Origin of the sequence: Mycoplana azooxidifex, assembly GCF_014196765.1 — a bacterium.
Classification (GTDB): domain Bacteria; phylum Pseudomonadota; class Alphaproteobacteria; order Rhizobiales; family Rhizobiaceae; genus Mycoplana; species Mycoplana azooxidifex.
The window spans coordinates 74,337-97,639 of the sequence record NZ_JACIEE010000005.1 but is presented as its reverse complement, the minus strand read 5'-3'; the positions used below and the strand labels follow the sequence as shown (position 1 = coordinate 97,639).

Annotated in this window: 25 protein-coding genes; 13 read left to right on the top strand and 12 right to left on the bottom strand. The window is 65.5% G+C overall.

Features of this window, described 5'->3' with window-relative positions; translation table 11 throughout:
- The first annotated feature begins 66 nt into the window (after positions 1-66).
- Both GGQ64_RS12380 and GGQ64_RS12375 read left to right on the top strand, forming a co-directional pair.
- Positions 67-1,605, top strand: a complete 1,539-nt coding sequence (locus GGQ64_RS12380) for a sigma-54-dependent transcriptional regulator (RefSeq protein ID WP_183804611.1) — start codon at positions 67-69, stop codon at positions 1,603-1,605.
- A gap of 178 nt (positions 1,606-1,783) precedes the next feature.
- Positions 1,784-3,658 (top strand): peptidoglycan L,D-endopeptidase MepK, encoded by a 1,875-nt coding sequence (locus GGQ64_RS12375; protein WP_425488509.1) that lies wholly within the window; start codon positions 1,784-1,786, stop codon positions 3,656-3,658.
- Between the two features lie 67 nt (positions 3,659-3,725).
- Here the strand turns inward: GGQ64_RS12375 and GGQ64_RS12370 are convergent, their stop codons facing one another.
- The 3 genes from GGQ64_RS12370 to GGQ64_RS12360 form a co-directional block, all read right to left on the bottom strand.
- Positions 3,726-3,989: a DUF2312 domain-containing protein gene (locus GGQ64_RS12370; RefSeq protein WP_183804609.1), complete on the bottom strand. Its 264-nt coding sequence runs from the start codon at positions 3,987-3,989 to the stop codon at positions 3,726-3,728.
- 160 nt (positions 3,990-4,149) lie between these two features.
- The gene (locus GGQ64_RS12365) at positions 4,150-4,455 is read right to left on the bottom strand and encodes a DUF1244 domain-containing protein (RefSeq protein WP_183804607.1); all 306 of its coding nucleotides are present in this window, start codon (positions 4,453-4,455) and stop codon (positions 4,150-4,152) included.
- 65 nt (positions 4,456-4,520) lie between these two features.
- On the bottom strand, positions 4,521-5,321 hold the full coding sequence (locus GGQ64_RS12360; protein ID WP_183804605.1) for an N-formylglutamate amidohydrolase: 801 nt from the start codon (positions 5,319-5,321) through the stop codon (positions 4,521-4,523).
- Between the two features lie 265 nt (positions 5,322-5,586).
- Here GGQ64_RS12360 and GGQ64_RS12355 point away from each other — a divergent pair, with 265 nt between their 5' ends.
- Both GGQ64_RS12355 and pyk read left to right on the top strand, forming a co-directional pair.
- The gene (locus tag GGQ64_RS12355; protein ID WP_183805432.1) at positions 5,587-6,003 is read left to right on the top strand and encodes a DUF1036 domain-containing protein; all 417 of its coding nucleotides are present in this window, start codon (positions 5,587-5,589) and stop codon (positions 6,001-6,003) included.
- A complete protein-coding gene (gene pyk / locus GGQ64_RS12350) occupies positions 6,003-7,442 on the top strand; it encodes a pyruvate kinase (RefSeq protein WP_183804603.1) in 1,440 nt (479 codons plus the stop codon). Before GGQ64_RS12355 ends, pyk begins: the two co-directional genes overlap by 1 nt.
- A gap of 234 nt (positions 7,443-7,676) precedes the next feature.
- Here pyk and GGQ64_RS12345 read toward each other — a convergent pair whose 3' ends face one another.
- The 5 genes from GGQ64_RS12345 to GGQ64_RS12325 all read right to left on the bottom strand — a co-directional run bounded on the left by GGQ64_RS12345 (position 7,677) and on the right by GGQ64_RS12325 (position 10,468).
- On the bottom strand, positions 7,677-8,276 hold the full coding sequence (locus GGQ64_RS12345) for a tetratricopeptide repeat protein (protein WP_183804601.1): 600 nt from the start codon (positions 8,274-8,276) through the stop codon (positions 7,677-7,679).
- Positions 8,277-8,353: 77 nt separating this feature from the next.
- Positions 8,354-8,479, bottom strand: a complete 126-nt coding sequence (gene ykgO / locus GGQ64_RS12340; RefSeq protein WP_034806120.1) for a type B 50S ribosomal protein L36 — start codon at positions 8,477-8,479, stop codon at positions 8,354-8,356.
- 216 nt (positions 8,480-8,695) lie between these two features.
- Entirely contained in the window at positions 8,696-9,751 is a 1,056-nt protein-coding gene (locus GGQ64_RS12335; RefSeq protein ID WP_183804599.1) for a 5-(carboxyamino)imidazole ribonucleotide synthase, read from the bottom strand.
- A complete protein-coding gene (gene purE, locus GGQ64_RS12330) occupies positions 9,748-10,215 on the bottom strand; it encodes a 5-(carboxyamino)imidazole ribonucleotide mutase (protein ID WP_183805430.1) in 468 nt (155 codons plus the stop codon). The genes GGQ64_RS12335 and purE overlap by 4 nt, the downstream gene beginning before the upstream one ends.
- 49 nt (positions 10,216-10,264) lie before the next feature.
- The gene (locus tag GGQ64_RS12325) at positions 10,265-10,468 is read right to left on the bottom strand and encodes a YdcH family protein (RefSeq protein WP_183804597.1); all 204 of its coding nucleotides are present in this window, start codon (positions 10,466-10,468) and stop codon (positions 10,265-10,267) included.
- A 216-nt stretch (positions 10,469-10,684) separates the two neighbouring features.
- On the opposite strand from GGQ64_RS12325, the gene GGQ64_RS12320 reads away from it, so the two are divergent.
- Positions 10,685-10,858: a YdcH family protein gene (locus tag GGQ64_RS12320; protein WP_183805429.1), complete on the top strand. Its 174-nt coding sequence runs from the start codon at positions 10,685-10,687 to the stop codon at positions 10,856-10,858.
- Between the two features lie 149 nt (positions 10,859-11,007).
- Here GGQ64_RS12320 and GGQ64_RS12315 read toward each other — a convergent pair whose 3' ends face one another.
- Both GGQ64_RS12315 and GGQ64_RS12310 read right to left on the bottom strand, forming a co-directional pair.
- A complete protein-coding gene (locus tag GGQ64_RS12315; protein WP_183804595.1) occupies positions 11,008-11,268 on the bottom strand; it encodes an ArsR/SmtB family transcription factor in 261 nt (86 codons plus the stop codon).
- Positions 11,269-11,358: 90 nt separating this feature from the next.
- Entirely contained in the window at positions 11,359-12,129 is a 771-nt protein-coding gene (locus GGQ64_RS12310) for a sulfite exporter TauE/SafE family protein (RefSeq protein WP_183804593.1), read from the bottom strand.
- A gap of 103 nt (positions 12,130-12,232) precedes the next feature.
- Between GGQ64_RS12310 and GGQ64_RS12305 the strand changes: the two genes are divergently transcribed.
- The 7 genes from GGQ64_RS12305 (at position 12,233) to GGQ64_RS12275 (ending at position 20,075) form a co-directional block, all read left to right on the top strand.
- Positions 12,233-12,886, top strand: coding sequence for a thiamine phosphate synthase (locus GGQ64_RS12305; RefSeq protein WP_183804591.1), 654 nt, complete (start codon positions 12,233-12,235; stop codon positions 12,884-12,886).
- Between the two features lie 4 nt (positions 12,887-12,890).
- Positions 12,891-14,204 (top strand): sel1 repeat family protein, encoded by a 1,314-nt coding sequence (locus GGQ64_RS12300; protein WP_343059467.1) that lies wholly within the window; start codon positions 12,891-12,893, stop codon positions 14,202-14,204.
- A 152-nt stretch (positions 14,205-14,356) separates the two neighbouring features.
- The gene (efp, locus tag GGQ64_RS12295; protein ID WP_183804589.1) at positions 14,357-14,920 is read left to right on the top strand and encodes an elongation factor P; all 564 of its coding nucleotides are present in this window, start codon (positions 14,357-14,359) and stop codon (positions 14,918-14,920) included.
- Between the two features lie 78 nt (positions 14,921-14,998).
- Positions 14,999-15,799, top strand: a complete 801-nt coding sequence (locus GGQ64_RS12290) for an inositol monophosphatase family protein (protein WP_183804587.1) — start codon at positions 14,999-15,001, stop codon at positions 15,797-15,799.
- 144 nt (positions 15,800-15,943) lie between these two features.
- On the top strand, positions 15,944-17,026 hold the full coding sequence (locus GGQ64_RS12285; protein ID WP_183804585.1) for a MotA/TolQ/ExbB proton channel family protein: 1,083 nt from the start codon (positions 15,944-15,946) through the stop codon (positions 17,024-17,026).
- A gap of 3 nt (positions 17,027-17,029) precedes the next feature.
- The gene (locus GGQ64_RS12280; RefSeq protein WP_183804583.1) at positions 17,030-18,061 is read left to right on the top strand and encodes a peptidoglycan -binding protein; all 1,032 of its coding nucleotides are present in this window, start codon (positions 17,030-17,032) and stop codon (positions 18,059-18,061) included.
- Positions 18,062-18,431: 370 nt separating this feature from the next.
- Positions 18,432-20,075 carry an FAD-binding dehydrogenase gene (locus GGQ64_RS12275; protein WP_183804581.1) on the top strand — a complete coding sequence of 548 codons (1,644 nt, stop codon included), beginning with the start codon at positions 18,432-18,434 and terminating at the stop codon, positions 20,073-20,075.
- Between the two features lie 36 nt (positions 20,076-20,111).
- On the opposite strand, the gene GGQ64_RS12270 is transcribed toward GGQ64_RS12275, so the two are convergent.
- Positions 20,112-21,935, bottom strand: a complete 1,824-nt coding sequence (locus GGQ64_RS12270; protein ID WP_183804579.1) for an ABC transporter transmembrane domain-containing protein — start codon at positions 21,933-21,935, stop codon at positions 20,112-20,114.
- A 197-nt stretch (positions 21,936-22,132) separates the two neighbouring features.
- On the opposite strand from GGQ64_RS12270, the gene rpmE reads away from it, so the two are divergent.
- Positions 22,133-22,354: a 50S ribosomal protein L31 gene (rpmE, locus tag GGQ64_RS12265; protein WP_183804571.1), complete on the top strand. Its 222-nt coding sequence runs from the start codon at positions 22,133-22,135 to the stop codon at positions 22,352-22,354.
- A 129-nt stretch (positions 22,355-22,483) separates the two neighbouring features.
- Here rpmE and rcdA read toward each other — a convergent pair whose 3' ends face one another.
- Positions 22,484-23,002: a protease adaptor protein RcdA gene (gene rcdA / locus GGQ64_RS12260; protein WP_183804568.1), complete on the bottom strand. Its 519-nt coding sequence runs from the start codon at positions 23,000-23,002 to the stop codon at positions 22,484-22,486.
- Positions 23,003-23,303: the final 301 nt, after the last annotated feature.

The following is a 23,303-nucleotide window of genomic DNA, read 5'->3' as shown; positions in this document are numbered from 1 at the left end:
CCAAGGTCCGGCGGTATTGTTGTGCCAACTCCGCGCATGATGTGTGGAGGGCAAGGAGATGTACCAATGACGGCCCACATTCTTGTCATCGACGATGATCCTGTCCAGCGCAGGCTTCTCAAGAACATGATCGAACGCAATGGCCATGTCGCGCACATGGCCGAAAACGGCCGCCAGGGCCTGGAAGTTCTCGACCGCAAGGGCGGTCTCATCAGCGTCATCCTCCTGGATCTCATGATGCCGGAGATGAACGGCAGCGCCTTCCTCGAGGCGCTCGCCGAGCGCGAAATCGGCATTCCCGTCGTCGTCCAGACCGGGCAGGGCGGGCTCGAGACCGTGGTGATGGCGATGCGCGCCGGCGCCTTCGACTTCGTCGTCAAGCCGGTGTCGCCCGAGCGGCTCGGCGTGGCGATCGACAATGCGCTGAAGCTCGAGCAGCGCGACTATCGCGGCCGCACCAGCCGCCGCGGCCGCAGCGAAGCGGTCCAGTTCGACGATATCGTTTCGGCGAGCCCGGAAATGCTGCGGGTGATCGAGCTGGCTCGCCGTGCCGCGCAGTCGAACATTCCCGTGGTGATCGAGGGCGAATCCGGCGTCGGCAAGGAGATGATCGCCCGCGCCATCCAGGCGGCAAGCGACCGGGCCAACAAGCCGTTCGTCACCGTCAATTGTGGCGCGATCCCGCACAACCTCGTCGAAAGCATCCTGTTCGGCCACGAGAAGGGCGCCTTCACCGGGGCGACCGAGCGGCATATCGGCAAGTTCGCCGAGGCCGACGGCGGCACGATCTTCCTCGACGAGATCGGCGACCTGCCGCTCGAGGTTCAGGTCAAGCTGTTGCGTGCGGTCCAGCAGGGCGAGATCGAGACGGTCGGCGCGCGCTCACCGCAGAAGGTCAACGTCCGGCTGATCTCGGCCACCAACAAGGACCTGATCACCGAGGTGAAGGAGGGGCGCTTCCGCGAGGACCTCTACTATCGTCTCAACGTCTTCCCGATCACGATCCCGGCGCTGCGCAGGCGCAAGGAGGACATCCCGGTGCTGGTGCGCTCGTTCGTCGAGCGCTTTGCCGGCGAGCAGAAGCTGTCGACGCCGCTGACGGTCTCCGCGGCCGCCCTGGCGCTGCTTACCGCCTTCGACTGGCCGGGCAATATCCGCCAGCTGGAGAACGCGATCTTCCGCGCCGTCGTGCTCGCTCAAGGCTCGGAACTGCACACCTCCGATTTCCCGCAGATCGCAACGCAGGTGCCGGGGCATGCGATTTCGGCCGAGGGCACCGTGTCTTGGGACGTCGCCAACGCCCCGCCGGCGCCGCGGATGGCGCCGTCCCGTCTGCCATCCGTCTATCCCGAGTTTCGCAGCGAAGAACAGGCCGAATCACGTACGCCGGCCGGGAACGAAAACGGCATACCGAGCCTCGACGGGGGCGGGCAGGTGCGTCGCCTGGCGGATGTAGAAGAGGAACTGATCCGGTTCGCCTTGAAGTTCTATCATGGCCAGATGAGCCAGGTTGCCCGCAAATTGGGCATCGGCAGGTCGACCTTGTATCGAAAATTGAAGGATTATGGCATTGATCCAGACAATCCATTAAGGGAAGTAGCCTGAATTCAGTTGATTTCTCAAACGCCTCGTGCTTTTCCGGTTGCCGTTCATGCCTTGTTAGTGGATCGTTCACTATAAGGGGACTGTATTGGCAACTGTGGCGGATTTGCCATGCTGTTACCGCAATTGGTCGTCATCTGATCTATCAGGGACGACCATTGTCCGCAGGACGGGGATAGAGTTGGCAAATTTTATCGGAACGATGACGCTCCGGGGAGCCAGCGCGCTAGCCATGTGCAAAGCGGCGCTCACGAAGACGCCGAAGGCTCTGACCATCGCTGCCATGGCCGTTTCGCTCGTCGTTCCGGCGCTGGTCCCATCGGCGACCGACGCCGCGTCCGGCACGCGCACGCTGAAAGTCTATTTCGTCCACACCAATGAAAAGGCGGAGATCACCTTCAAGCGCAACGGGCGCTATGACCAGAAGGGTCTCCAGCAGCTCAACCGTTTCCTGCGCGACTGGCGCCGCAACGAGCCAACCAAGATGGACCCGCGGCTCTTCGATCTCGTCTGGGAAGTCTACCAGAAGAGCGGGTCGCGCGGTTATATCCACGTCGTTTCCGCCTATCGCTCGCCCGCCACCAACTCGATGCTGCGTTCGCGCTCCAAGGGCGTGGCCAAGAAGAGCCAGCACATGCTCGGCAAGGCGATGGACTTCTACCTGCCCGACGTGAAGCTGAAGAAGCTGCGCGAGATCGGCATGAAGTTCCAGGTCGGCGGCGTCGGCTACTATCCCACGTCCGGTTCGCCCTTCGTCCACATGGACGTCGGCAGCGTGCGCGCCTGGCCGCGCATGAACCGGCAGGAACTCGTATCGCTCTTCCCCGACGGCAAGACGATGCACGTCCCCTCCGACGGCAGGCCGCTGCCCGGCTACCAGCAGGCGGTTGCCGACTACAAGCGCCGCGTCGGCGGCGATGCAGTCCAGGTCGCAGGCGGCGGATCGGCGGACGAGAAGTCCGCCAAGCGCAAGAATTTCTTCGCAGCCCTCTTCGGCGGCGGCGGGGATGAGGATGAAGAACCCACGGCAATCGCCAGCGCCGAGCCGCTGGAGGAAGCCAAGCCCGCCGCAAGGGCCAGCGCGTCGGCACCCGCAACCGCCGAAGCGCTGCCGGGCGTCGGCGGATCCGCGCCGGCAGAGGCAGTGCCTGCCGCCGCGCCGACCGTCACCGAAACCGAAATCGCCGAGCTGAACGCACCCATTCCGCTGGTTCGTCCGGCCTTCCGCGACAACGCCGTTCCCGCCGCCGTGCCTCCCGCGGCGCCGGCAGCCTCCGAATTGGCGCTGGTCTCGCCGGCGGCCAACACTGCGGCAGCAGCACTCGATGCCGCTTCGCCGGCGACGCCTGTGGCCGCATTGCCGCAGAGCGAATTCGCCGACCTCGGCGCCTACAAGGTTCCGGTCCCCGAACTGCTCGGTCCGCGCACGCTTCCGGGCGAAGCGGAGCAGGGCACGATGACTGCGGCCCTGATCCCCGTTCCGGGCTCGCGCCCGGGCGACGACGCGGCATGGCTCGCCGTGGCGGAAGCGGACGTCGGCGCCCCGACCCTGACCGCTGCCACGGATGTCGCGGCCTTCGCCGAGGCGAAGCCCGACGGCGGGATCTCGGCAGAAGCTGCGACGCGTGTCGCGCTTGCTGCGCCCAGCAACGAGATCGCGGGCGAGGAGCCGGTCGAGCTCGCCGCCTTCGTGCCACGCCCCTCGGGGGCTGCGCGTGAAGCGCTGACCGCCTTCGACGTTCCCATGAACGAGGTTCCCGCCAAGGGCGGCCGTCCGAAGAAGCAGGATGCCGAAGCGGCTGCGCGCGGGGCCATCCGCACCGAGCCGAAGCTGACCCAGAAGATCATCTCGCAATGGGCCCTGACGCAGGGCCGGGTCGCGACGCTGTCGAAGCCGGTGAAGGCACCGCGTTTCGTCAGCCGGTCGATGCGCGAAGCCCCGACGACCGTCTACAAGGCCGGCTTCCAGCCGGAGACGGCCGGGATGGACGCGGGCCGGTTCAGCGGCACGGCCGTCAATTTCATGGAAGTCCAGAAGTTCTCCGAAACCGACTGACCGTCGCGGTCGCGGACCCCGCCGAACCTGGTTCGGCGGGCTTTCTTGCGACCTTCCGGTCAGCCGATCATTCTTCCGGCGGCAGTTCGACCATGCCCAGCGCCTGCAGGTAGGTATCCAGGATCGCTTCCTGCTCCATGCGCTCGTCCTTGTCCTGCTTGCGGATCTGGATCACCTTGCGCAGGATCTTGGTGTCGAAGCCGACGCCCTTGGCCTCGCCGTAGACATCCTTGATGTCGTCGGCGATGGTCTTCTTTTCTTCTTCCAGGCGCTCGATCCGCTCGATGAAAGCACGAAGCTGGTCGCGGGCGACGCCGTGAGCATCGGACATGGTCTTCTCCTTGACTAGGGAAAATGAATGGACGTGATGGGGTGATCTGCCGCGAAGTTCCGGCGAGATCAAGGCCTATCCGCAAGGCCGCCGGATTTTTCGCAGCTTATACAAGATACCCACGCTATCCCCGTCCGGCATTCGCCAGGAGCCGCATGGGTCATTCGTGCGGGCGGTTGACCTCGAAGGCGGCCTGCTGCTCGGTGCTGGCCTCCTTCTGGTGCAGGTCGCGCCAGACGTCGTAGGGCATTCCGTAGACGATCTCGCGGGACGCCTCCTTGTCCATCGCCACGCCTGCGGCATTGGCCGCCTCGCGATACCAGTTCGACAGGCAGTTGCGGCAGAAGCCGGCAAGGTTCATCAGGTCGATGTTCTGCACGTCGGGGCGCTCGCGCAGGTGCGATACGAGCCGCCGGAAGGCGGCGGCCTCGAAGGCGATACGTTGTTCTTCGCTCAGTTCGTCCATGTCGTTCCTCCGATGGGCGGGCCATGCTGTCCATGCCGCCCGGCTTCGATCCTCGTCCATCCCGGTCAGTAGGGGCCGGTGCGGGAGGGGAATGTCAGATAGGTGTGAAGCGCTTCGTCGGCATTCAAGCGGGCGAGGACGGGGGCGAGGCGTTCCGCCCATCGCGCGATGCCGGCCTCGTCGCCGATCTCGTCCTGGCGGACCTCGATCAGGGCGTGCGGGATGCCCGCCTTCATGCAATGGCGGAACATGGTGTCGCCGCGCAAGGCGCCGTCATAGGGCTCGTTGCTTGCGGTCACGACGCCGGGAATCGCGGCCAGTTCTGCGAGCAGCGGGTCGACGGCGCGATGGTCGCTGTCCCACAGCACGGTGATATGCCAGGGGCGCGGCGTGCCTTTCCAGAAGGGCGTGAAGGAATGCAGCGAGACCACCAGCGGCGCCCGGCCGCTTGCCTCCGCCACCTTGCCGATCGTTTCCGACACGGCGCCATGGTAGGGCCGGTGGTAGGTCTCCAGCCGGTGGCGCCACTCGTCCGCGGTGATCGGATGGTTGCCGGGCACGATCGCGCCGTCGGAGATCCGCATGATCAGGGTCGGGTCGTCCTCGGCGCGGTTCGGATCGATCAGGAGGCGCGAGAAGCGGCTCATGACCGCCGGCACGTCCAGCCGCTCCGCCAGCGCCCGCGTCAGCCCCTCGATGCCGATGTCATAGGCGATGTGGCGTTCGAAGGCGGCCCCCGGCAGACCCAACCGGCCATAGGCCGCAGGCACGCGATTGGTGGCGTGGTCGGCAAGAAGGACGAGGCCGCGGCTCCTGTCGCCGTCGAGAATCTCGAATGGGCTGTCATCCGGTTGAGGCATTTTCATGCGATCTCTTCGTCATGGACGTCCGAGGCTTGATGACATGGGCGGTCGGCAATCGCAAGTCGCAGCTGCGCGGCGGATTCGGGGCGATTTCGGAGCGCGGGCAGGGGCTGGATCACAATATAATCGATTAGAGTTGCGTTGACATTCGACGCTTGCCGTCGCAAGAAAGCGCGTGACCAAATCAACGGAGTTCCCATTGGAAACCGTGCCAGATCATTCGCACTCACGCCCCCTCCGTTCGGCGTCCGGCCTTTCCTTCCTCGGACTGTTTGCCGCTGCCGCATTCTTCACCCTCGCAGCTCCCGGGGCTGCGCGTGCGGACTTCCGTGTCTGCAACGGAACGCAGAACCTGGTCGGCGTCGCGATCGGCTACCGCGCCACCGAAGGCTGGGTGACGGAAGGCTGGTGGCAGATCCCGGCGACGACCTGCGCCACGCTGATCGAGGGCGAGCTGCAGTCGCGCTACTACTATCTCTACGCCGAAGACGCCGCCCGCGGCGGCCGCTGGACCGGCGAAGTGAACATGTGCGTCGCCGAGAACGAGTTCAAGATCACCGGCGTCCAGGACTGCTTCGCCCGCGGATTCCAGAAGAACGGGTTCAAGGAATATGATACCGGGCGCCAGGGCAGCTGGATGGTCCAGCTCTCCGACACGCCTGGCCCCCAGGAAAGCCAGAATTGATGAAGCGGAACAGAAGAGTAAAGATCCTCGCCACGCTCGGACCGGCGTCGGCCGAAGAAGAGATGATCCAGAAGCTGCATGAGGCGGGGGCCGATCTTTTCCGCATCAACATGAGCCACGCCAGCCACGAGGTGATGCGCACGCTGATCAGCCGGATCCGCGCCGTCGAGGCGCGCTGCGGCCGGCCGATCGGCATACTGGCCGACCTGCAGGGCCCGAAGCTCCGCGTCGGCAAGTTCAAGGACGGCAAGGTCGATCTCGTTCCCGGCCAGACCTTCACGCTCGACAACCGTGACGAGCCGGGCGATGCCACGCGCGTCTTCCTGCCGCATCCCGAAATCCTCGAAGCGGTCAAGCCGGGCCATCGCCTGCTGATCGACGACGGCAAGCTGCACCTGCGCGCCGACCAGGCCGATGGCAAGAAGATCGTCTGTACGGTTATCGCCGGCACCAAGATTTCCGACCGCAAGGGCGTCAGCCTTCCCGACACCCTGCTCGGCGTCGGCGCCCTGACAGAGAAGGACCGCACCGACCTTGATGCGGTGCTGGCGACCGGCAGCGTCGACTGGGTCGCGCTGTCCTTCATCCAGCGCCCCGAAGACCTGGCGGAGGTCCGCAAGGTCTCGCGCGGCCGCGTCGGCCTGATGTCGAAGATCGAGAAGCCGCAGGCGATCGAGCGCATCGACGAGATCATCGAGCTGTCGGATGCGCTGATGGTCGCCCGCGGCGACCTCGGCGTCGAGATGCCGCTGGAGGCCGTTCCGGGCCTGCAGAAGCAGTTGATCCGTGCCTGCCGCCGCGCTGGCAAGCCGGTGGTCGTCGCCACCCAGATGCTGGAATCGATGATCTCGGCGCCGGTGCCGACCCGTGCGGAGGTTTCCGACGTCGCCACCGCCGTGTTCGAAGGCGCAGACGCGATCATGCTCTCGGCCGAGTCGGCCTCCGGCGACTATCCGATCGAAGCCGTCACCACGATGGCTTCGATCGCCAGCAAGGTCGAGCGCGACCCGCACTATCCGGGCATAATCTACGCCCAGCGCACGCCGCCGGAAGCAACCGGCGCGGATGCGATCTCGCTCGCCGCCCGCCAGATTGCCGAGACGCTGAACCTGTCGGCCATCGTGACCTACACCTCGTCGGGCACCACCGGCCTGCGGGCCGCCCGCGAGCGCCCGGAAGTGCCGATCCTGGCGCTGTCGCCGATCATCGAGACGGCACGCCGGCTCTCGGTCGTCTGGGGCCTGCACTGCGTCGTCACCGGCGATGCCGAGAACCTCGACGACATGGTCAATCGCGCCTGCCGCATCACCGTCAGTGAAGGCTTCGGCAAGCCGGGCGACCGCATCATCATCTCGGCCGGCGTGCCGCTGGGCACGCCCGGCGCGACCAACATGCTGCGCATCGCCTATATCGGCTCGGACGGCGCCAGCGGCCTGTAAACGCGGGCCCGGACTTCACCATTCCACCGTTGTCTCCACGTCATCCCCGGCCTTGTGCCGGGGATTTGCTATCGGGCGCGGCAGGGCAGGGCGGTCGCAACAATGGTCGGTCTGCAATCGGAAGCGTATTCAGATGATGGACTCAGGGCCGGGTATGATGGCGCTGAGAATGGCCGGCAGCGGGAGGCCGGCGAAAGTTCGCCACATCCACTGTCATCTACGGTCGTGAGGGGCTCAGGTCTGGCTGCCGGCAAGCTTGTCGGCGAGGTCGCCGAGTGACTTCTGGGCGCGGCGTTCGGCCGGGTAGATGTCGAGGAAGCGCTGCCAGGCTTCCATGGCGCGTTCGTCGCGGCCATAGCTCGTGAGGATCGCCGCCATGCCGGCGATGGCGCCGAAATGGCGCGGCTCGAGCGCCAGCACGCGATTGATGTCCGACATCGACTTTCTGTAGTTGCCGGCCTTGAAATGCAGCGTGGCGCGCTGGTTCCAGCCCTCGACATAGGTGGGGGCGAGCTGGATGACCTCGTCGAGGTAGTCGAAGGCGGCAGTGTCCTTGCCTTCCGCGATCGCCTTGTCGGACTGCAGCATCAGGAAGTTGACGGTGGCGCTGCCCGAATCGCGCCATGCAAGCCGAATGTTGTCGGAGATCGCCTTGGCCTTCTCCTGGTCGCCCTGATGCTTCAGTTCGTCGAAGAGGGCGTCGAGCCGCGCGGCCGGACTGGTCTCGGCCGGAACGCTCTCGGCAACGGCAGCCGTGTCGGAGGTCTGGGCCAGGGCGCCGGGGAAGGGCGCGGCGAGGACGAGGAGAGTGGCAAAAACAGATTTGAAGCGCATGCGGTTATGCTAAACCGCGTGCGCTTCAAAGCAAATCACTATCTTGCTACAGCAGGCAGAAAGCCTGTGCGCCGGTCTCAGCCCTGGCGGGCCTTGAAACGCGGATTCGACTTGTTGATGATGTAGATGCGGCCCTTGCGGCGAACCAGACGGTTTTCGCGGTGGCGCGTCTTGAGAGACTTGAGCGAATTCTTGATCTTCATGTTTCTGATCCGCGATGCTGGGGAGGAAGCTTATCCGCCCGAAATCTTGTCAATTAAAAACGCGCCGTTTCGGGCGCGCTCTCAGGTTGGCGCTCGTGTACCTGTTCGTCCGGGCCCTGTCAACCGCGGCCAGGGACTTTGAGGGGGTTTTGAGGCGGTTTTGAGGGTGTTTTGGCGCCCGGATGCCGGGATGTCCACCGGAGGCGGCGCTGTTCTTCACCGCAATTCGGTGACGTGGCCCATCTTGCGGCCGGGGCGCGATTCTTCCTTGCCGTAGAGATGGACGAGGACGTCCGGGGTGTTGAGCCAGGCGGGGACCGCCTCGATATCGTCGCCGATCAGGTTCTGCATCACGCAATCCGAATGCCGGCGCGGATCGCCGAGGCAGAGGCCTGCGACGGCGCGGATGTGCTGCTCGAACTGCGAGATGACGCAGGCCGCTTCCGTCCAGTGGCCGGAATTGTGCACGCGCGGCGCCATCTCGTTGGCGACGAGCTGGCCGTCGCCGAGCACGAAGAACTCCACCCCTATGACGCCGACATAGTCGAGCCGATCGAGGATGGCACGGGCCGCGCGCCGCGCCTGGTCGGCGGTCGATTCGTTGATTGCGGCCGGAACCGTCGATGTGTGGAGAATGCCGTTGCGATGGATATTCTCTGCCGGGTCGTAGCAGACGATGGTGCCGTCCTGTGCGCGCGCGGCGATAATGGAGATCTCCCGCTCGAAGGCGATCAGCCCTTCGAGGAGCTGCGGCACCGAGCCGAGCTCGGCGAAGGCGTCCTCGCGGCGTTCGGCGGGCGAGCGGAACATGCGCTGCCCCTTGCCGTCATAGCCGAGGCGGCGGGTCTTCAGGACGCCGATGCCGTCGAACGCATCGAGGGCGGCGTCGAGATCGGCCTGGCTGTCGATGGCCTCGAAGGGAGCGGTGGGGATGCCGCAGGCGTTGATGAAGCGCTTTTCCACCAACCGGTCCTGCGAGACTTCCAATGCTTTCGGCGGCGGAAACACCGGGACCGATTGCACCAAAAGCTCGGCTGCGGATACCGGAACGTTCTCGAACTCGTAGGTGACGACGTCGCAGCGCCGCGCGAGTTCGGCCAGCGCCTCGGGATCGTCATAGGCGGCGACGATCTGGGCGTTGGCAACCTGGTCTGCCGGGCACTCGGGCTGCGGTTCGAGGATGATCGTCCTGATGCCGAGGCGTGCCGCGGCCATGGCGAGCATGCGGCCGAGCTGGCCGCCGCCGATGATGCCGATGGTCTTGGCCGTCATAGCGGGCCATCCACCGGATAGTCGGCAACCGACGCGCTCTGGTTCTCGCGCCATTCGTCCAGGCGCAGCGCCAGTTCCGGATCGGAGAGCGCAAGGACGGCGGAGGCGAGCAGGGCGGCATTGACGGCGCCGGCCTTGCCGATCGCCAGCGTTCCGACCGGAATGCCGGCCGGCATCTGCACGATCGACAGCAGGCTGTCCTGGCCCGACAGCGCCTTCGACTGGACGGGAACGCCGAAGACCGGCAGCGAAGTCAGCGCTGCGATCATGCCGGGCAGATGGGCCGCGCCGCCGGCACCGGCGATGATGATCTTGAAGCCTTCCGTTCGCGCGGTCCTGGCAAACTCGTAGAGCCTTTCCGGCGTGCGGTGGGCGGAGACGATCCGCGCCTCGTAGTCGACCTCAAGCGCGTCGAGGGTATCGGCGGCGTTCTTCATCGTCTCCCAGTCGGACTGGCTGCCCATGACGATGGCGACGGGGGGCGTCTGAGGTGTCTTCAACGTGTTTTCCGTTTCAGGCGATGATGTCGGGAATGATCTGGTCCTCGATCTTGGAGATCCGGTCCTTGATCACGAGCTTCTTCTTCTTCATCCGCTGTACCCGGAGGGCGTCGCAGCCGACCTGGATCATGGCATTGATGGCAGCATCGTAGTCTTCGTGCTCCTGTCGCAGTCTGGCCATCGCCAACCGCAATTCCGCCTGGTCCTGATCTGGCATTCTCATTCCCCGTCCCTCACCTATGGCGGTCTGCGCCTGCCATTCGCATGCAGCAAGAAGGCTGCTCCTATCACAAAAGGCAACCTGTCGGGAAGTTATCCTCGGCCACGATTTCGCCTTCGACAAATGAAAAATAGCATGGCAGACTTTGTCTGTTGCAACCTTGCCTCCGGGCGCGCCATCGTCCGGCAGCGAACAAAAGGAAGGAACTGTCACATGTCGATTGAGGCTCATCTTGCCACGCTTGAAAAGAAGCACTTCGCCCTCGAGGAAGAGCTTCACGAAGCAATGACGCGTCCGTCATACGAGGACGAGGCCATTGCCGACATCAAGCGGCGGAAGTTGCGCATCAAGGACGAGATCGAAAAGATTCGCTCGTCCGTGAACTGATCGAAACGATAGGTTCCGAGGAGGAACGAAGAAGGGGGCCGCCCCGTCATCGCAATCGATGGCAGAAACGGGCCGAAAGGCTTAATTCCATTCAGTAACTACGATGTCCCGGTTGTCCCATGCAGCCGGGACTTTTCTTTCTCCGGCACTCAGTTCCAGAACTGGTCGAGCCAGAAGTTCAGGCGATTGAAGCCGGCCGAATTGATCGCGTAGATGCGGCGGGTGCCCTGGGCGGTGACGCTGACGAGGTTGCAGTCGAGCAGGGCCTTGAGGTGTTGGGAGACGGCCGGGCGGCTGATCGGCAGGCCCTGCGACAGCTCGTTGACCGTCTTCGGCGCGCGCCGCAACTCCTCCAGCAGGAACCGGCGGTTCGGATCGGCTATAGCGGCGAAGGGGTCCGGCGTCACCATGCGGAAAAGTTATGGCATCGCAGCGCAAACGGTCAAGTGATTTGTGCAGTGCCGCATCGCCGGCGGCCCGGAAAACCGGGGCCTTGGCACTCAGGAGAGCGCGGCGATGCCGTCGGTGACGAGCTTCAGTCCCGCTGCCAGCGCCATGCCGTACATGAAGGGATAGAAGATGTCCGGCTTCATGCGCTTGACGAGGTAGCCGCCGAGCGCGGTCATCGCCATGGCGAGCGGCATCAGCGTCGCCGAAATCGTCAGGTTCGTCGTGTCGAGCTGGCCGAGCGCGAAATAGGGGATGAGCTTCAGCGCGTTCATGGTGGCGAAGAAGCGGACGGCGGCTCCAGTATAGTCGCGCGGGGAGAGCTTCAGCGGCAGCGCGTAAACCTGGAAGGGCGCACCGCCGGCATGGGCGACGAAGCTGCCATAGCCCGAAAGGGTGCCGAAGAAGGCGGCGGGGCCGATGCGCTGCGGTTTTGCCGCAATCACGATGCCCTTGCGGATGCGCCACTGGTTGTAGAAGTAGCGGGCGGCGAAGAAGACGGTGATCAGGCCGATGATCAACCGCAGCGCGTCGCGCGGGACATAGGCCGAGGTCGCCCAGCCGAGCGCGATGCCGAAGATGCCGCCGGGCAGGAGAAAGATCAGCGTGCGGCGGTCGTTGTGATGACGCCAGATGTAGAGCGAGACGATGTCGCTGACGATCAGGATCGGCAGCAGGATGGCTGCGGCTTGCACCGGCGAAACCACCATGGCAAGGATGGGCACGCCCATCAGCGCCAGGGCCTCGCCCATGCCGCCCTTGGTCAGGCCGACGAGCATGACGGCGGGGATGGCGGCGAGGTATATGCTGGGGTCGATGGACATGCGGGGCGATTGATCCTTTGGTGCAAGCGGTCTATCGGCTTTGCAACAATATTGCGAGAGGGGCAGACGGCCCGCTCCCGAATGCGGAAGAAATGGAAGTCCGATGACTGCAATCGAAGATCGCTGCCGCCTCGTCCTGGTCGTGCCGGAGGGCGATGACGTCTCCGCACGAAAGACGATGCTCGAGGATGCGCTGCGCGGCGGCGACGTCGCATCGGTGATCGTGCCGCAATACGGGCTCGACGACGGCGAGTTCCAGAAGCATGCGGAAGCCCTGGTGCCGGTGATCCAGGATGCCGGCGCGGCTGCGCTGGTTGCCGGTGACACGCGGGTGGCCGGCCGCTCCAGGGCCGACGGCATTCACGTCACGGGCGGGGCGGAAGTGCTCGCCGAGGCTATGGAGAAGCATTCCCCGAAGCTGATCGTCGGCGGCGGCAATGCCAAGGACCGGCACCAGGCGCTGGAGATCGGCGACGTCGGACCGGACTACATTCTCTTTGGAAAGATCGGTGGCGACATCAAGCCGGAGGCGCATCCGAAGAACCTCGCGCTTGCCGAATGGTGGGCCTCGATGGTCGAAGTCCCCTGCATCGTGATGGGTGGCACCGACCCTGAGTCGGTGCTCGCAGTCGCCGAGACGGGCGCCGAGTTCGTGGCGCTCTGCCAGGCCGTCTTTGCCGAGCCGGCCAATGCCGCGCAGGTGGTCGCGTCGGTCAATGCGCTTCTTGACGAAAAAGCGCCACGGTTCGAGGATTAAAGCCGTGCGGATGAAGAGGGCTTTCGATCACCGGCCATTGCGGCTGACAACGCTATTTTGTTGCGCGCTCGTCGCGGCGGCGCCGGCATTCGGTCAGGATTCTCCCGGTCCGGAGACGGCGCCCAAGGTCGAAGGCGGAAATGTTACGGCACCGGCAACCACGCCCGACGCGGCTCCGGCAGCTAGCGCGGGGCCGACTGTAACGCTTCCCGGCCTACCGGGCGCGCCTGCCGGCACTGCTGCCGGCGCGGCCGATTTTCCCGGCGCTGCGGACGAGGACGGCGAAGGCAATGCCTCGGCGCTCGACGGGCCGGCTCCGGACGAACGCAGTTCGCGCCTGCTGGATCCAGCAAACGACGGCGCGGTCGGCAGGCTTTCACCGAACGGTGATGCGGCTGCCCAGCCCGCGCCTTCTGCCGGCCTCGGCGTGCTCGATCGCATGGGCGCGCCGCTGCCCGACCTGCCGGCGGAAAAGGCCTTCACCGGCAAGGTGGACGAGGCCTATGGCGCATACCAGCGTGGCTTCTACCTGACGGCGATGGACAGCGCTCTGCCGCGGGCCCAGAACGGCGACCCTGCCGCCCAGACGCTGGTGGCCGAACTGTTCGAACAGGGGCTTGCGGTCAAGCGCGACCGCAGCCAGGCCGCCTTCTGGTACAAGCAGGCCGCCGAGGGCGGCGACCCGGCCGGCATGTTCAAGTATGCGTTGCTCCTGATGGACGGGCGCCAGGTCGAGCGGGACCGCAAGAAGGCCGACGAGTTCATGAAGAAGGCCGCGGATGCCGGCAATCCTTCCGCGCAGTTCAACTACGGCCAGATGCTCGTGGCCGATGGTGCAGGTGATACGGGGCTGCGCGCGGCGCTGCCCTACTACGAGAAATCGGCCGAACAGGGCATCGCCGACGCGCAGTATGCCCTGTCCCAGCTCTATACCAACCTGGCCGACCTGCCGCCCGAGAAGACGAGCCGCGCCCGCGAATGGCTGGTGCGCGCCGCCCGCGCCGGCTTCGACACCGCGCAACTCGATCTCGGCATCTGGCTCGTCAACGGCGTGGCGGGCGAGCGGGACTACGAGGCCGGGTTCAAGTGGCTGAAGCGGGCGGCCGACGGCGGTAACGTCGTGGCGCAGAACCGTCTCGCCTATCTCTACATCAACGCGCTCGGAACGAAGCCGGACCCGATCGAGGCCGGCAAGTGGTTCGTGCTGTCGCGGCGCGCCGGCCTGAACGATGCGGGGCTCGAGGACTTCTACCTGGGCCTGACCGACGAACAGCAGAAGGCCGCGATCTCGGCTGCAAACAAGTTCCGGGTGCGATAGCGGGCCCATGTGCTCGAGCCCTGCGCCGGGCGAATGGCTGCGTTCCGTGCCGAAGGCTTGAACTTTGAAGGGATTTGTGGTCTTGAGGCCGCAAGACGGGTTCGCGATCGCTCCGATCGCGCGGAACCGCAAAGATCTCTACGGAAATTCTCATGAAAATCAACGGCAGTGAAATCAAGCCGGGCAATCTCATCGAGCACAACGGCGGCCTTTGGGCGGCGGTGAAGTGCAATGCGGTGAAGCCGGGCAAGGGCGGCGCCTTCAACCAGGTCGAGCTGAAGAACCTGATGGACGGCACCAAGCTCAACGAGCGCTTCCGCTCGTCGGAGACGGTCGAGCGCGTCGAGCTCGAGAAGAAGGACTTTCAGTTCCTGTTCGAGCAGGGCGAGGGCCTCGTTTTCATGGATGTCGACAGCTACGACCAGCTCGAACTGCAGAAGGAATTCGTCGGCGACCGTGCCGCGTTCCTGCAGGACGGCATGATGGTGACGGTCCAGCTCTACGACGACAAGCCGATCGGCGTTTCGCTGCCCGACCAGGTCGTCCTTGCTATTGCCGAGGCGGATCCGGTGATCAAGGGGCAGACGGCGGCTTCTTCCTACAAGCCGGCGATCCTGGAGAACGGCGTGCGCGTGCTCGTGCCGCCGTTCATCGAGGCCGGCGAGCGCATTCTCGTCGACACCAACGAAATCACCTATCTTCGCCGCGCCGACTGATAGGATATATCCGCCGGCTTCGATGATGGGCAGCACGACCGTGTTCGCCCGCCGGACAACTGACAAGGACAGGCCCCGATGGCTCGCTCAGCTCTTCTCAACGTGATGGTCCAGGCCGCCTTCAAGGCCGGCAAGTCGCTCTCGCGCGATTTCGGCGAGGTGCAGAACCTCCAGGTCTCGCTCAAGGGGCCTGGTGACTACGTCTCGCAGGCCGACCGCAAGGCCGAGAAGCTGATCCGCGAGGAACTGCTCAAGGCGCGCCCGACCTATGGTTTCCTCGGCGAGGAATCCGAGGAGATCAAGGGCACCGACGGCGCGCACCGCTGGATCGTCGATCCGCTCGACGGCACGACCAACTTCCTGCACGGCATTCCCTGCTTCGCCTCCTCGATCGCGCTCGAGCGCAACGGCGAGATCGTTGCCGCCGTCGTGCTCAATCCGGCGACGGACGAGCTCTACACGGCTGAGAAGGGCGGCGGAGCGTTCCTGAACGATCGCCGACTGCGCGTGGCCGCCCGCAAGGAGCTGTCCGACAGCGTCGTCAGCTGCGGCGTGCCGCACCTCGGCCGAGGCAACCACGGCAAGTTCCTGGTGGAACTGCGCCATGTCATGGGCGAAGTCGCCGGCGTCCGCCGGACGGGGGCCGCCTCGCTCGATCTCGGCTACGTCGCCGCCGGCCGCTTCGACGGCATGTGGGAGCGCGACCTTTCGGCCTGGGACATCGCGGCGGGCATTCTTTTGATCCGCGAGGCCGGCGGTTTCGTCACCGACCTCGAGGGCGGTAATGCCATGCTGGAGACGGGAACGTTGGTGGCCGGCAACGAATACATCCGCAAGGCGCTGTCAGACGTCGTCCACCGTCCGGTCCCCACGCGCTGAGGCTGCCGGACCTTCTCCCGACGGCCGGCCAGCGGTGCCCGGATTGCCGCAAGTCAATGGACGTACACCAAAATTCGGCCCTTCAATTCGGCGCAATCTTCCTCTAGGCTCCGCCTTTAGTTGAGAGCAGGAGACGCGGAGACCATGGCAAAGCTGGCGCTGTCGGGGTGGGAGGAGCCGGCCGAGGGCGGGGAGGATTTTCCCCACAAGCTATCGAGTCCGATGCCGTTCTTCTGGACGATGGTGATCTTCCTGATCATCGTCGGATTCGTGGGCGCCATCTTGTTTCGCCAGGCGCATGCGGCCTTCACCAGCAATCCCGGCCTCAACGGCCTGATCATCGGCGTGCTTGTGATCGGCATCCTCCTTGTGTTCAGCCATGTGCTGTCGCTGCGGCCCGAGGTGCGGTGGTTCAATTCCTTCCGGGCCGCCGGCAGCGCGGAGAAGGTCGGGCGGAACCCGGTGCTGCTGGCGCCGATGCGGGCGCTGATCGGCAAGCATCATTCGATCGCCATCTCGACCGCGGCTCTTCGCTCCATCCTCGATTCGATCGCGACCCGGCTCGACGAATCGCGCGACACCTCGCGCTACCTGATCGGCCTTCTCGTCTTTCTCGGGCTGCTCGGAACCTTCTGGGGCCTGCTTGGCACGATCGGTTCGATCAACACGGTGATCCAGTCGCTCGATGCCGGCGCGGGAACGGCAAACGACGTCCTGTCCGCCTTGAAGGAGGGCCTGTCCGCGCCGCTTTCGGGCATGGGTACGGCGTTCTCGACCTCGCTGTTCGGCCTCTCCGGCTCGCTCATCCTCGGCTTTCTCGACCTGCAGGCGGGCCGGGCGCAGAACCGCTTCTACATGGAGCTGGAAAACTGGCTCTCGTCGGTGACCGATGTCTCCTCCGACGTTTCGCCGGCGCTTGCCGCAAACAGCGGAGAGACCGCCGACGTCAAGGCGCTGGCCGAGCAGATCCTGAAGCTTTCGCAGGAGGGCGGACACAGCCGCTCGACCGCCGCCATGGCGAGCCTTGCCGAAGGCATCCAAGGGCTCGTGAAGAACATGCGCAACGAGCAGCAGATGCTGCGCGACTGGATCGAGGCGCAGCAGGAAGAGGCAAAGGCGCTGCGGCGCACGCTCGACCGGCTGGCCGCGCGTTCAGGCGACCTCAACGGCGAGCGCAGTTCGGAGCGCAGCCGCGAACGGCTTCGCGATCCCGCAGGGGGCGAATAGCCCATGGCGCTTGCCCGCACCCGCCGTTCGCAACGCGCGGTCGATTACTGGCCGGGCTTCGTCGATGCGCTGTCGACGCTGCTTTTGGCGATCATGTTCCTGCTCTGCGTGTTCGTGCTTGCCCAGTTCTTCCTGAGCCGCGAGATCAGCGGCAAGGACGAGGTGCTCGACCGGCTGACAAGCCAGGTGAACGAACTGACCCAGCTTCTGGCGCTAGAGAAGAGCGGCAAGCAGGACCTGGAGGATTCGCTCGTCAACCTGCAGGCTTCGCTGGCCGAATCGGAAGGCGAGCGCTCGCGCCTGCAGCAGGTCCTCAATCAGGGTGCCGGCGCATCCGACGCCGCCAATGCGAAAGTTTCCGAGCTGAACGAGACGATCGACAGCGAGCGGCAGGTGTCTGCGCGCGCGATGAGCCAGATCGAACTGCTCAACCAGCAGATCGCGGCCTTGCGCAGCCAGATCGCAGCGGTCGAGGGCGCACTCCAGGCATCCGAGGCGAAGGATGCGTCCTCGCAGACCAAGATCGCCGATCTCGGCCGCCGGCTCAACGTCGCGCTCGCCCAGCGGGTCCAGGAGTTGAACCGGTATCGCTCCGACTTCTTCGGCCGCCTGCGCGAGATCCTGTCCGACCGGGAGAACATCCGGATCGTCGGCGACCGCTTCGTGTTCCAGTCGGAAGTGCTGTTTCCGTCCGGCGGCAGCAACCTGAACCCGGAAGGGCAGGTCGAAATGCAAAAGCTCGCCACGGCGCTCCTCGACCTCGCCAAGGAGATCCCGGCCGAGATCAACTGGGTGCTGCGCGTCGACGGGCATACCGACAATGTCCCGCTTTCGGGCACGGGGCGCTACGTCGACAACTGGGAGCTTTCCTCGGCGCGCGCGACCTCGGTTGTGAAGTTCCTGATCGCCAACGGCGTTCCGGCAGACCGCCTGGTCGCCGCCGGCTTCGGCGAATTCCAGCCGCTGGCGCCGGGTGAAAGCCCGGAGGCGCGCGCCACCAATCGCCGCATCGAACTGAAGCTGACGGAGAAGTAGGCGGGCCTCTCGGCAGGAGAGAGCCGATCTTGCAACTTCGCGCCCGGCGTCCCCCCTCATCGCCTCGCTATGCTCCGGCACTTCTCCCCGGTGGGGGAGAAGAGGCAAGACGCACCGGCATCGTGCGACGGATCCGTTGTTCGCAGCAGATCCAGCGTGAACCTTTGGGCTGGCCGGCAAACGAGCCCTCCCTCTTCTCCCCTCCGGGGAGAAGGTGGCCCGAAGGGCCGGATGAGGGGGCTGCGGCGGCCGCGACGCAAACCGCATCTTCGCTATTCATTCCCCAGCCCTCCCGCCACTGCCATTTCCGCATTGCCCTTACGCTGACGTGCGCGTAACTTCCCGCCGGGGACAGCTTGGGAGGGCATTCATGGATTGCGATGTGCTGGTGATCGGCGCGGGGCTTGCGGGTCTCGTCGCGGCGACGGAGGCTGTCGACCGCGGGCTGCGGGTCACCGTGCTCGACCAGGAGGGGGAGCAGAACCTCGGCGGCCAAGCGTTCTGGTCGTTGGGCGGTCTCTTCTTCGTCGACAGCCCCGAGCAGCGCCGCATGCGCATCCGCGACAGCCGCGATCTCGCATGGCAGGATTGGCTGGGCTCGGCCCAGTTCGATCGTCCGGAGGATCATTGGCCGCGGCTGTGGGCGGACGCCTATCTCGATTTCGCCGCGGGCGAGAAGCGTGCCTGGCTGCATGCGCAGGGCATGCGCTGGTTCCCGGTCGTCGGCTGGGCCGAGCGCGGAGGCAGCCTTGCGTCGGGCCACGGCAATTCCGTGCCGCGCTTCCACGTGACCTGGGGGACGGGGCCGGGCGTGCTGGCGCCGTTCGTGCGGCGCGCGCGGGAGGCGGAGGTCAAGGGGCGGCTGTCGTTCTGCTTCCGCCATCAGGTCGACCGGCTGATCGTCACCAACGGCGCCGTCCGCGGGGCGGAAGGCTCGGTGCTCAAGGACGACGGGGCCGGGCGAGGAAGGACGAGCTCGCGCGAGGCGGTCGGGGCGTTCTCGATCTCGGCGGACGCGGTCGTCGTCGCCTCCGGCGGCATCGGCGGCAACCACGAACTGGTGCGCCGGAACTGGCCGACCGGTCGCCTCGGCCCGCCGCCAACATCCATGGTCAGCGGCGTGCCGCATCATGTCGACGGCCGGATGCTGGCGATCTCGCAGGAGGCCGGCGGCTCCGTCATCAATGGCGACCGGATGTGGCACTATACCGAGGGGCTGCGCAACTGGGATCCGATCTGGCCGAACCACGGGATCCGCATCCTGCCCGGGCCGTCGTCCCTCTGGTTCGACGCGGACGGCAACCGTTTTTCCGCACCCGCCATGCCGGGCTACGATACGCTAGGGACGCTGAAGGCAATCAAGGCTTCGGGCCACGACTACAGCTGGTTCATCCTGACCAAGGCGATCATCAAGAAGGAGTTCGCGCTCTCCGGGTCGGAGCAGAACCCGGACCTGACCGGCAAGGATATCCGCCTGCTGCTGAAGCGGCTGGGTCGGAACCCGCCGGGCCCGGTGCAGGCCTTCATGGACAAGGGCGAGGATTTCATCGTCCGTGACAACCTGGAAGACCTTGTCGAGGGGATGAACAGGCTCGCCGGTGCGGCGCGGCTCGATCCCGCCCAAATCCGCGCGCAGGTCGAGGCGCGCGACCGCGAGGTGGCCAACGCATTTTCCAAGGACGCGCAGGTGACGGCGATCCGCGGCGCGCGCGGCTATCTGGGCGATCGGCTGATGCGCACGGCGCGGCCGCACCGCATCCTTGATCCGAAAGCCGGGCCGCTGATTGCGGTGCGCCTCCACTTGCTGACGCGCAAGACGCTCGGCGGGCTGCAGACCGATCTGTCGAGCCGGGTGCTGGAATTGTCGGGCGCGCCCGTTCCGGGCCTCTATGCGGCCGGCGAGGTGGCGGGCTTCGGCGGTGGTGGGGTGCACGGCTACAATGCGCTGGAGGGGACGTTCCTCGGCGGCTGCATCTTTTCCGGACGCGTCGCGGGGCGCAGCGTCTGCGCTTAGCCGCCCTAAGGGAAGCGCAGGCGGCCGCTTTCCCGGTCAGAGTGCCGCTGCTGCGCGTTCTTCCGTTGCATGGTCGAACTGCAGCCTGGCCAGCTTGGCATAGAGGCCGCCCTGGCGGACGAGCGACTGGTGCGTGCCTTCCTCGACGATGCGGCCGTGTTCCATGACGAGGATCCGGTCCGCCTTCAGCACGGTTGCGAGCCTGTGGGCGATGACGATCGTCGTGCGCTGCCCGATCAGTTCCTCCAGCGCCTTCTGCACCAGCGTCTCGCTTTCGGCGTCGAGAGCGGAGGTCGCCTCGTCGAGCAGGAGCAGCGGGGCGTCCTTCAGGATCGCCCGCGCAATTGCGATGCGCTGCCGCTGGCCGCCGGAAAGGGTGATGCCGCGCTCGCCGACCATGGTGTCGAAGCCGTTGTCGAGCCGGTTGATGAACTCTTCAGCCTGCGCGGCCCTGGCTGCAGCGACCACGCGCTCGCGCGTGGCGCCGGGCATGCCGAAGGCGATGTTGTCGGCGACGGTGGAGGCAAAGATCGTCACGTCCTGCGGGACCACCGCGATGCGGCTGCGGACACCTTGCGGCTCGGCCGTGCGCAGGTCGATGCCATCCAGCCGGACGACACCGCTGGTCGGATCGTAATAGCGCAACACGAGCGACAGGATCGTGCTCTTGCCGGCGCCCGAGGGGCCGACGACGGCCACCGTCTCGCCGGGCTTGATCGAAAACGACAGGCCGTTCAGGCTGCGATAGCCGGGCCGCGAGGGATAGGAAAAATGGACGTCTGCGAACTCCAGCGCGCCGCGGCCGGGCTCGGGCAGCGCGACAGGATTGGCGGGCGCGGCGATCGCGGGCTTCTCGTCGAGCAGTTCGGTCAGCCGCTCGGCGGCGCCGGAGGCCTGCGAAAGCTCGCCCCACACCTCCGACAGCGAGCCGAGGCTGCCGGCGGCAAAGACGGAATAGAGCAGGAACTGCCCGAGCGTGCCGGCGGTGATGTTGCCCGACAGCACGTCCTGGGCGCCGAACCAGAGCACGGCGACGACGCTGCCGAAGATCATGGCGATGGCAAACCCGGTCAGCAAGGCGCGGGCGAGAACGGCCGCGCGCGCCGCCCCGAAGGCGCTCTCCACGGCCTCGCCGAAGCGGGAGCGGGCGGCGGGTTCGGCGTTGAAGGCCTGCACGGTGCGCGCCGCGCCGATCACCTCACCGGCATAGGCCGACGCGGACGCCAGCGTGTCCTGCGCCTGACGCGACCGGCGGCGCACGGAGCGGCCGAATGCGACGAGCGGGAAGACGATGATCGGGATGGCGGCGAGCACGAGGCTGGAGAGCTTCGGGCTGGTGACGATCATCATGGCGATGGCGCCGAGACAGAGAATCAGGTTGCGTAGGGCCACGGACGCGGTCGCACCGACCGCGGACTTGATCTGCGTGGTGTCGGCCGTCAGCCGCGAGACGATCTCGCCGGACTGGTTCTGGTCGAAGAAGGAGGGCGACAGCCGGGTGACGTGGTCGAAGACATCGCGGCGCAGGTCAAAGACGATCCTCTCGCCGAGGGTGATGACGAAATAGTAGCGAAAGGCGCTGGCCAGCGCGAGCAGGATGGCCAGCGCGAACAGCATCACGAAATAGGTGTCGATGAAGCCGGCATCCGCCTCGGAGAAGCCATGGTCGATCATCCGGCGCACGGCGGTCGGCAGAGCCAGCGTGGTGACGGCGGCGGTGACGAGCGCGATCCCGGCGCCGGCGACAAGGCCGCGATAACGGGCGAGATAGGGCACAAGCGTCGCAAGCGGCTTCAAGGATTTGCGCTCGCCCTTGCGGGCAGGGCCGGCATCGGGGCCGACTTGTGTCTCTGTGCTCACGTCCACCTCATCGGTTACCGGGACCCCGGGCGCCGAATTCTCTTTCGGCTCTTGTTATCCCGCCGGCCTTCATGTATAGGCTCGCCATCGAATTGGGAAGCCGCTGGCCTGATGGGTCGCGGCTTCATTTACGTCTTTGACCCGGCTGCCGCAACCGCTTGCGACAAATGGTCTCCGGAACACGCAGGAAGATTGTCATGAAGGCTGATATCCATCCCGAATACCACACCATCAAGGTTGTCATGACCGACGGCACCGAATACGAGACCCGTTCGACCTGGGGTTCCGAAGGTGCGGTCATGAACCTCGAAATCGATCCGACCTCGCACCCGGCCTGGACCGGCGGCAACCAGCAGATGCTGGACCGCGGCGGCCGCGTCTCCAAGTTCAAGAAGCGCTTCGAAGGCCTCGGCCTCTAAGTTTTTCACCGATTGCGATAATGACGAAGCCCGGGTCCGCCCGGGCTTTTTGCGTTTGCAGGGTCATCAGCCGGCAATAAAAAAACCCGGCGCCTGGCCGGGTCTCGTTGCCTCCAAGGGAGCGACGGCTCAAGTGTTGCTGAAGGCGGTCTGCAGCAGGCTGAGCTGGGCCTGGACGCTATTCTGGTTGTCCGGGACGAAGGGCTGGGTTTCCTGCGGGCGATACATCTCGCGGTCCAGCAGGGCGACGCGGTTCTGCAGGCGCAGCGAGCGTTCGACGAGGTCGCGGAAGGATTCCGGCAGGTCGTTCCAGCCGGGCGCGGCGCGATCGACATTGAAGCCGTCGAGGCGGACCTTGCTCTTCTCCGAAAGGACCTGGTCGCGGGTCATCTCGCCGTTGTTGACGGCGCGCTGCAGCAGCAGCCAGGACGCCATCTGCATCAGGCGGGTCGTCAACCGCATGGATTCGGCAGCGTAGAGGACGGAGGCCATGCGCGGCAGCACCTTGGCGGCCTGGCGGCCGGGGCCGTCGAGATAGGTTGCCGTTTCCTCGACCAGACCCATGCCCTCGGCATAGAGGTTCTTGAACTGCGACGAGGTGGCGACGTGGCCAGCGAAGCTGACGGTATTCAATCCTCTTTCGGACATGGCCCCATTTCCCGTTAAACGCATCACAATTCAGGTAACCCGCATCGGTGGAGAAGGGTTCCACTGGTCGGGGTTTCATGCAGGTACGATGGAGGCATAGCCCATTTCGCGCAAGCACGATCTTAAGAAAGGGTTAATCTCCACAATTCTTTACAACGGCTTGGGACAGGTGGGAAGGGCACAAAAAAAGAGCCGCGGGAAAGCGGCTCTCAAGGTAAAACAGGGAGAAAATCAGACCCATTCCCCAAGCGGCGAAAATGTCTGAGTCCGGACGGATCCGGACATGCGATTAATAGCTGAT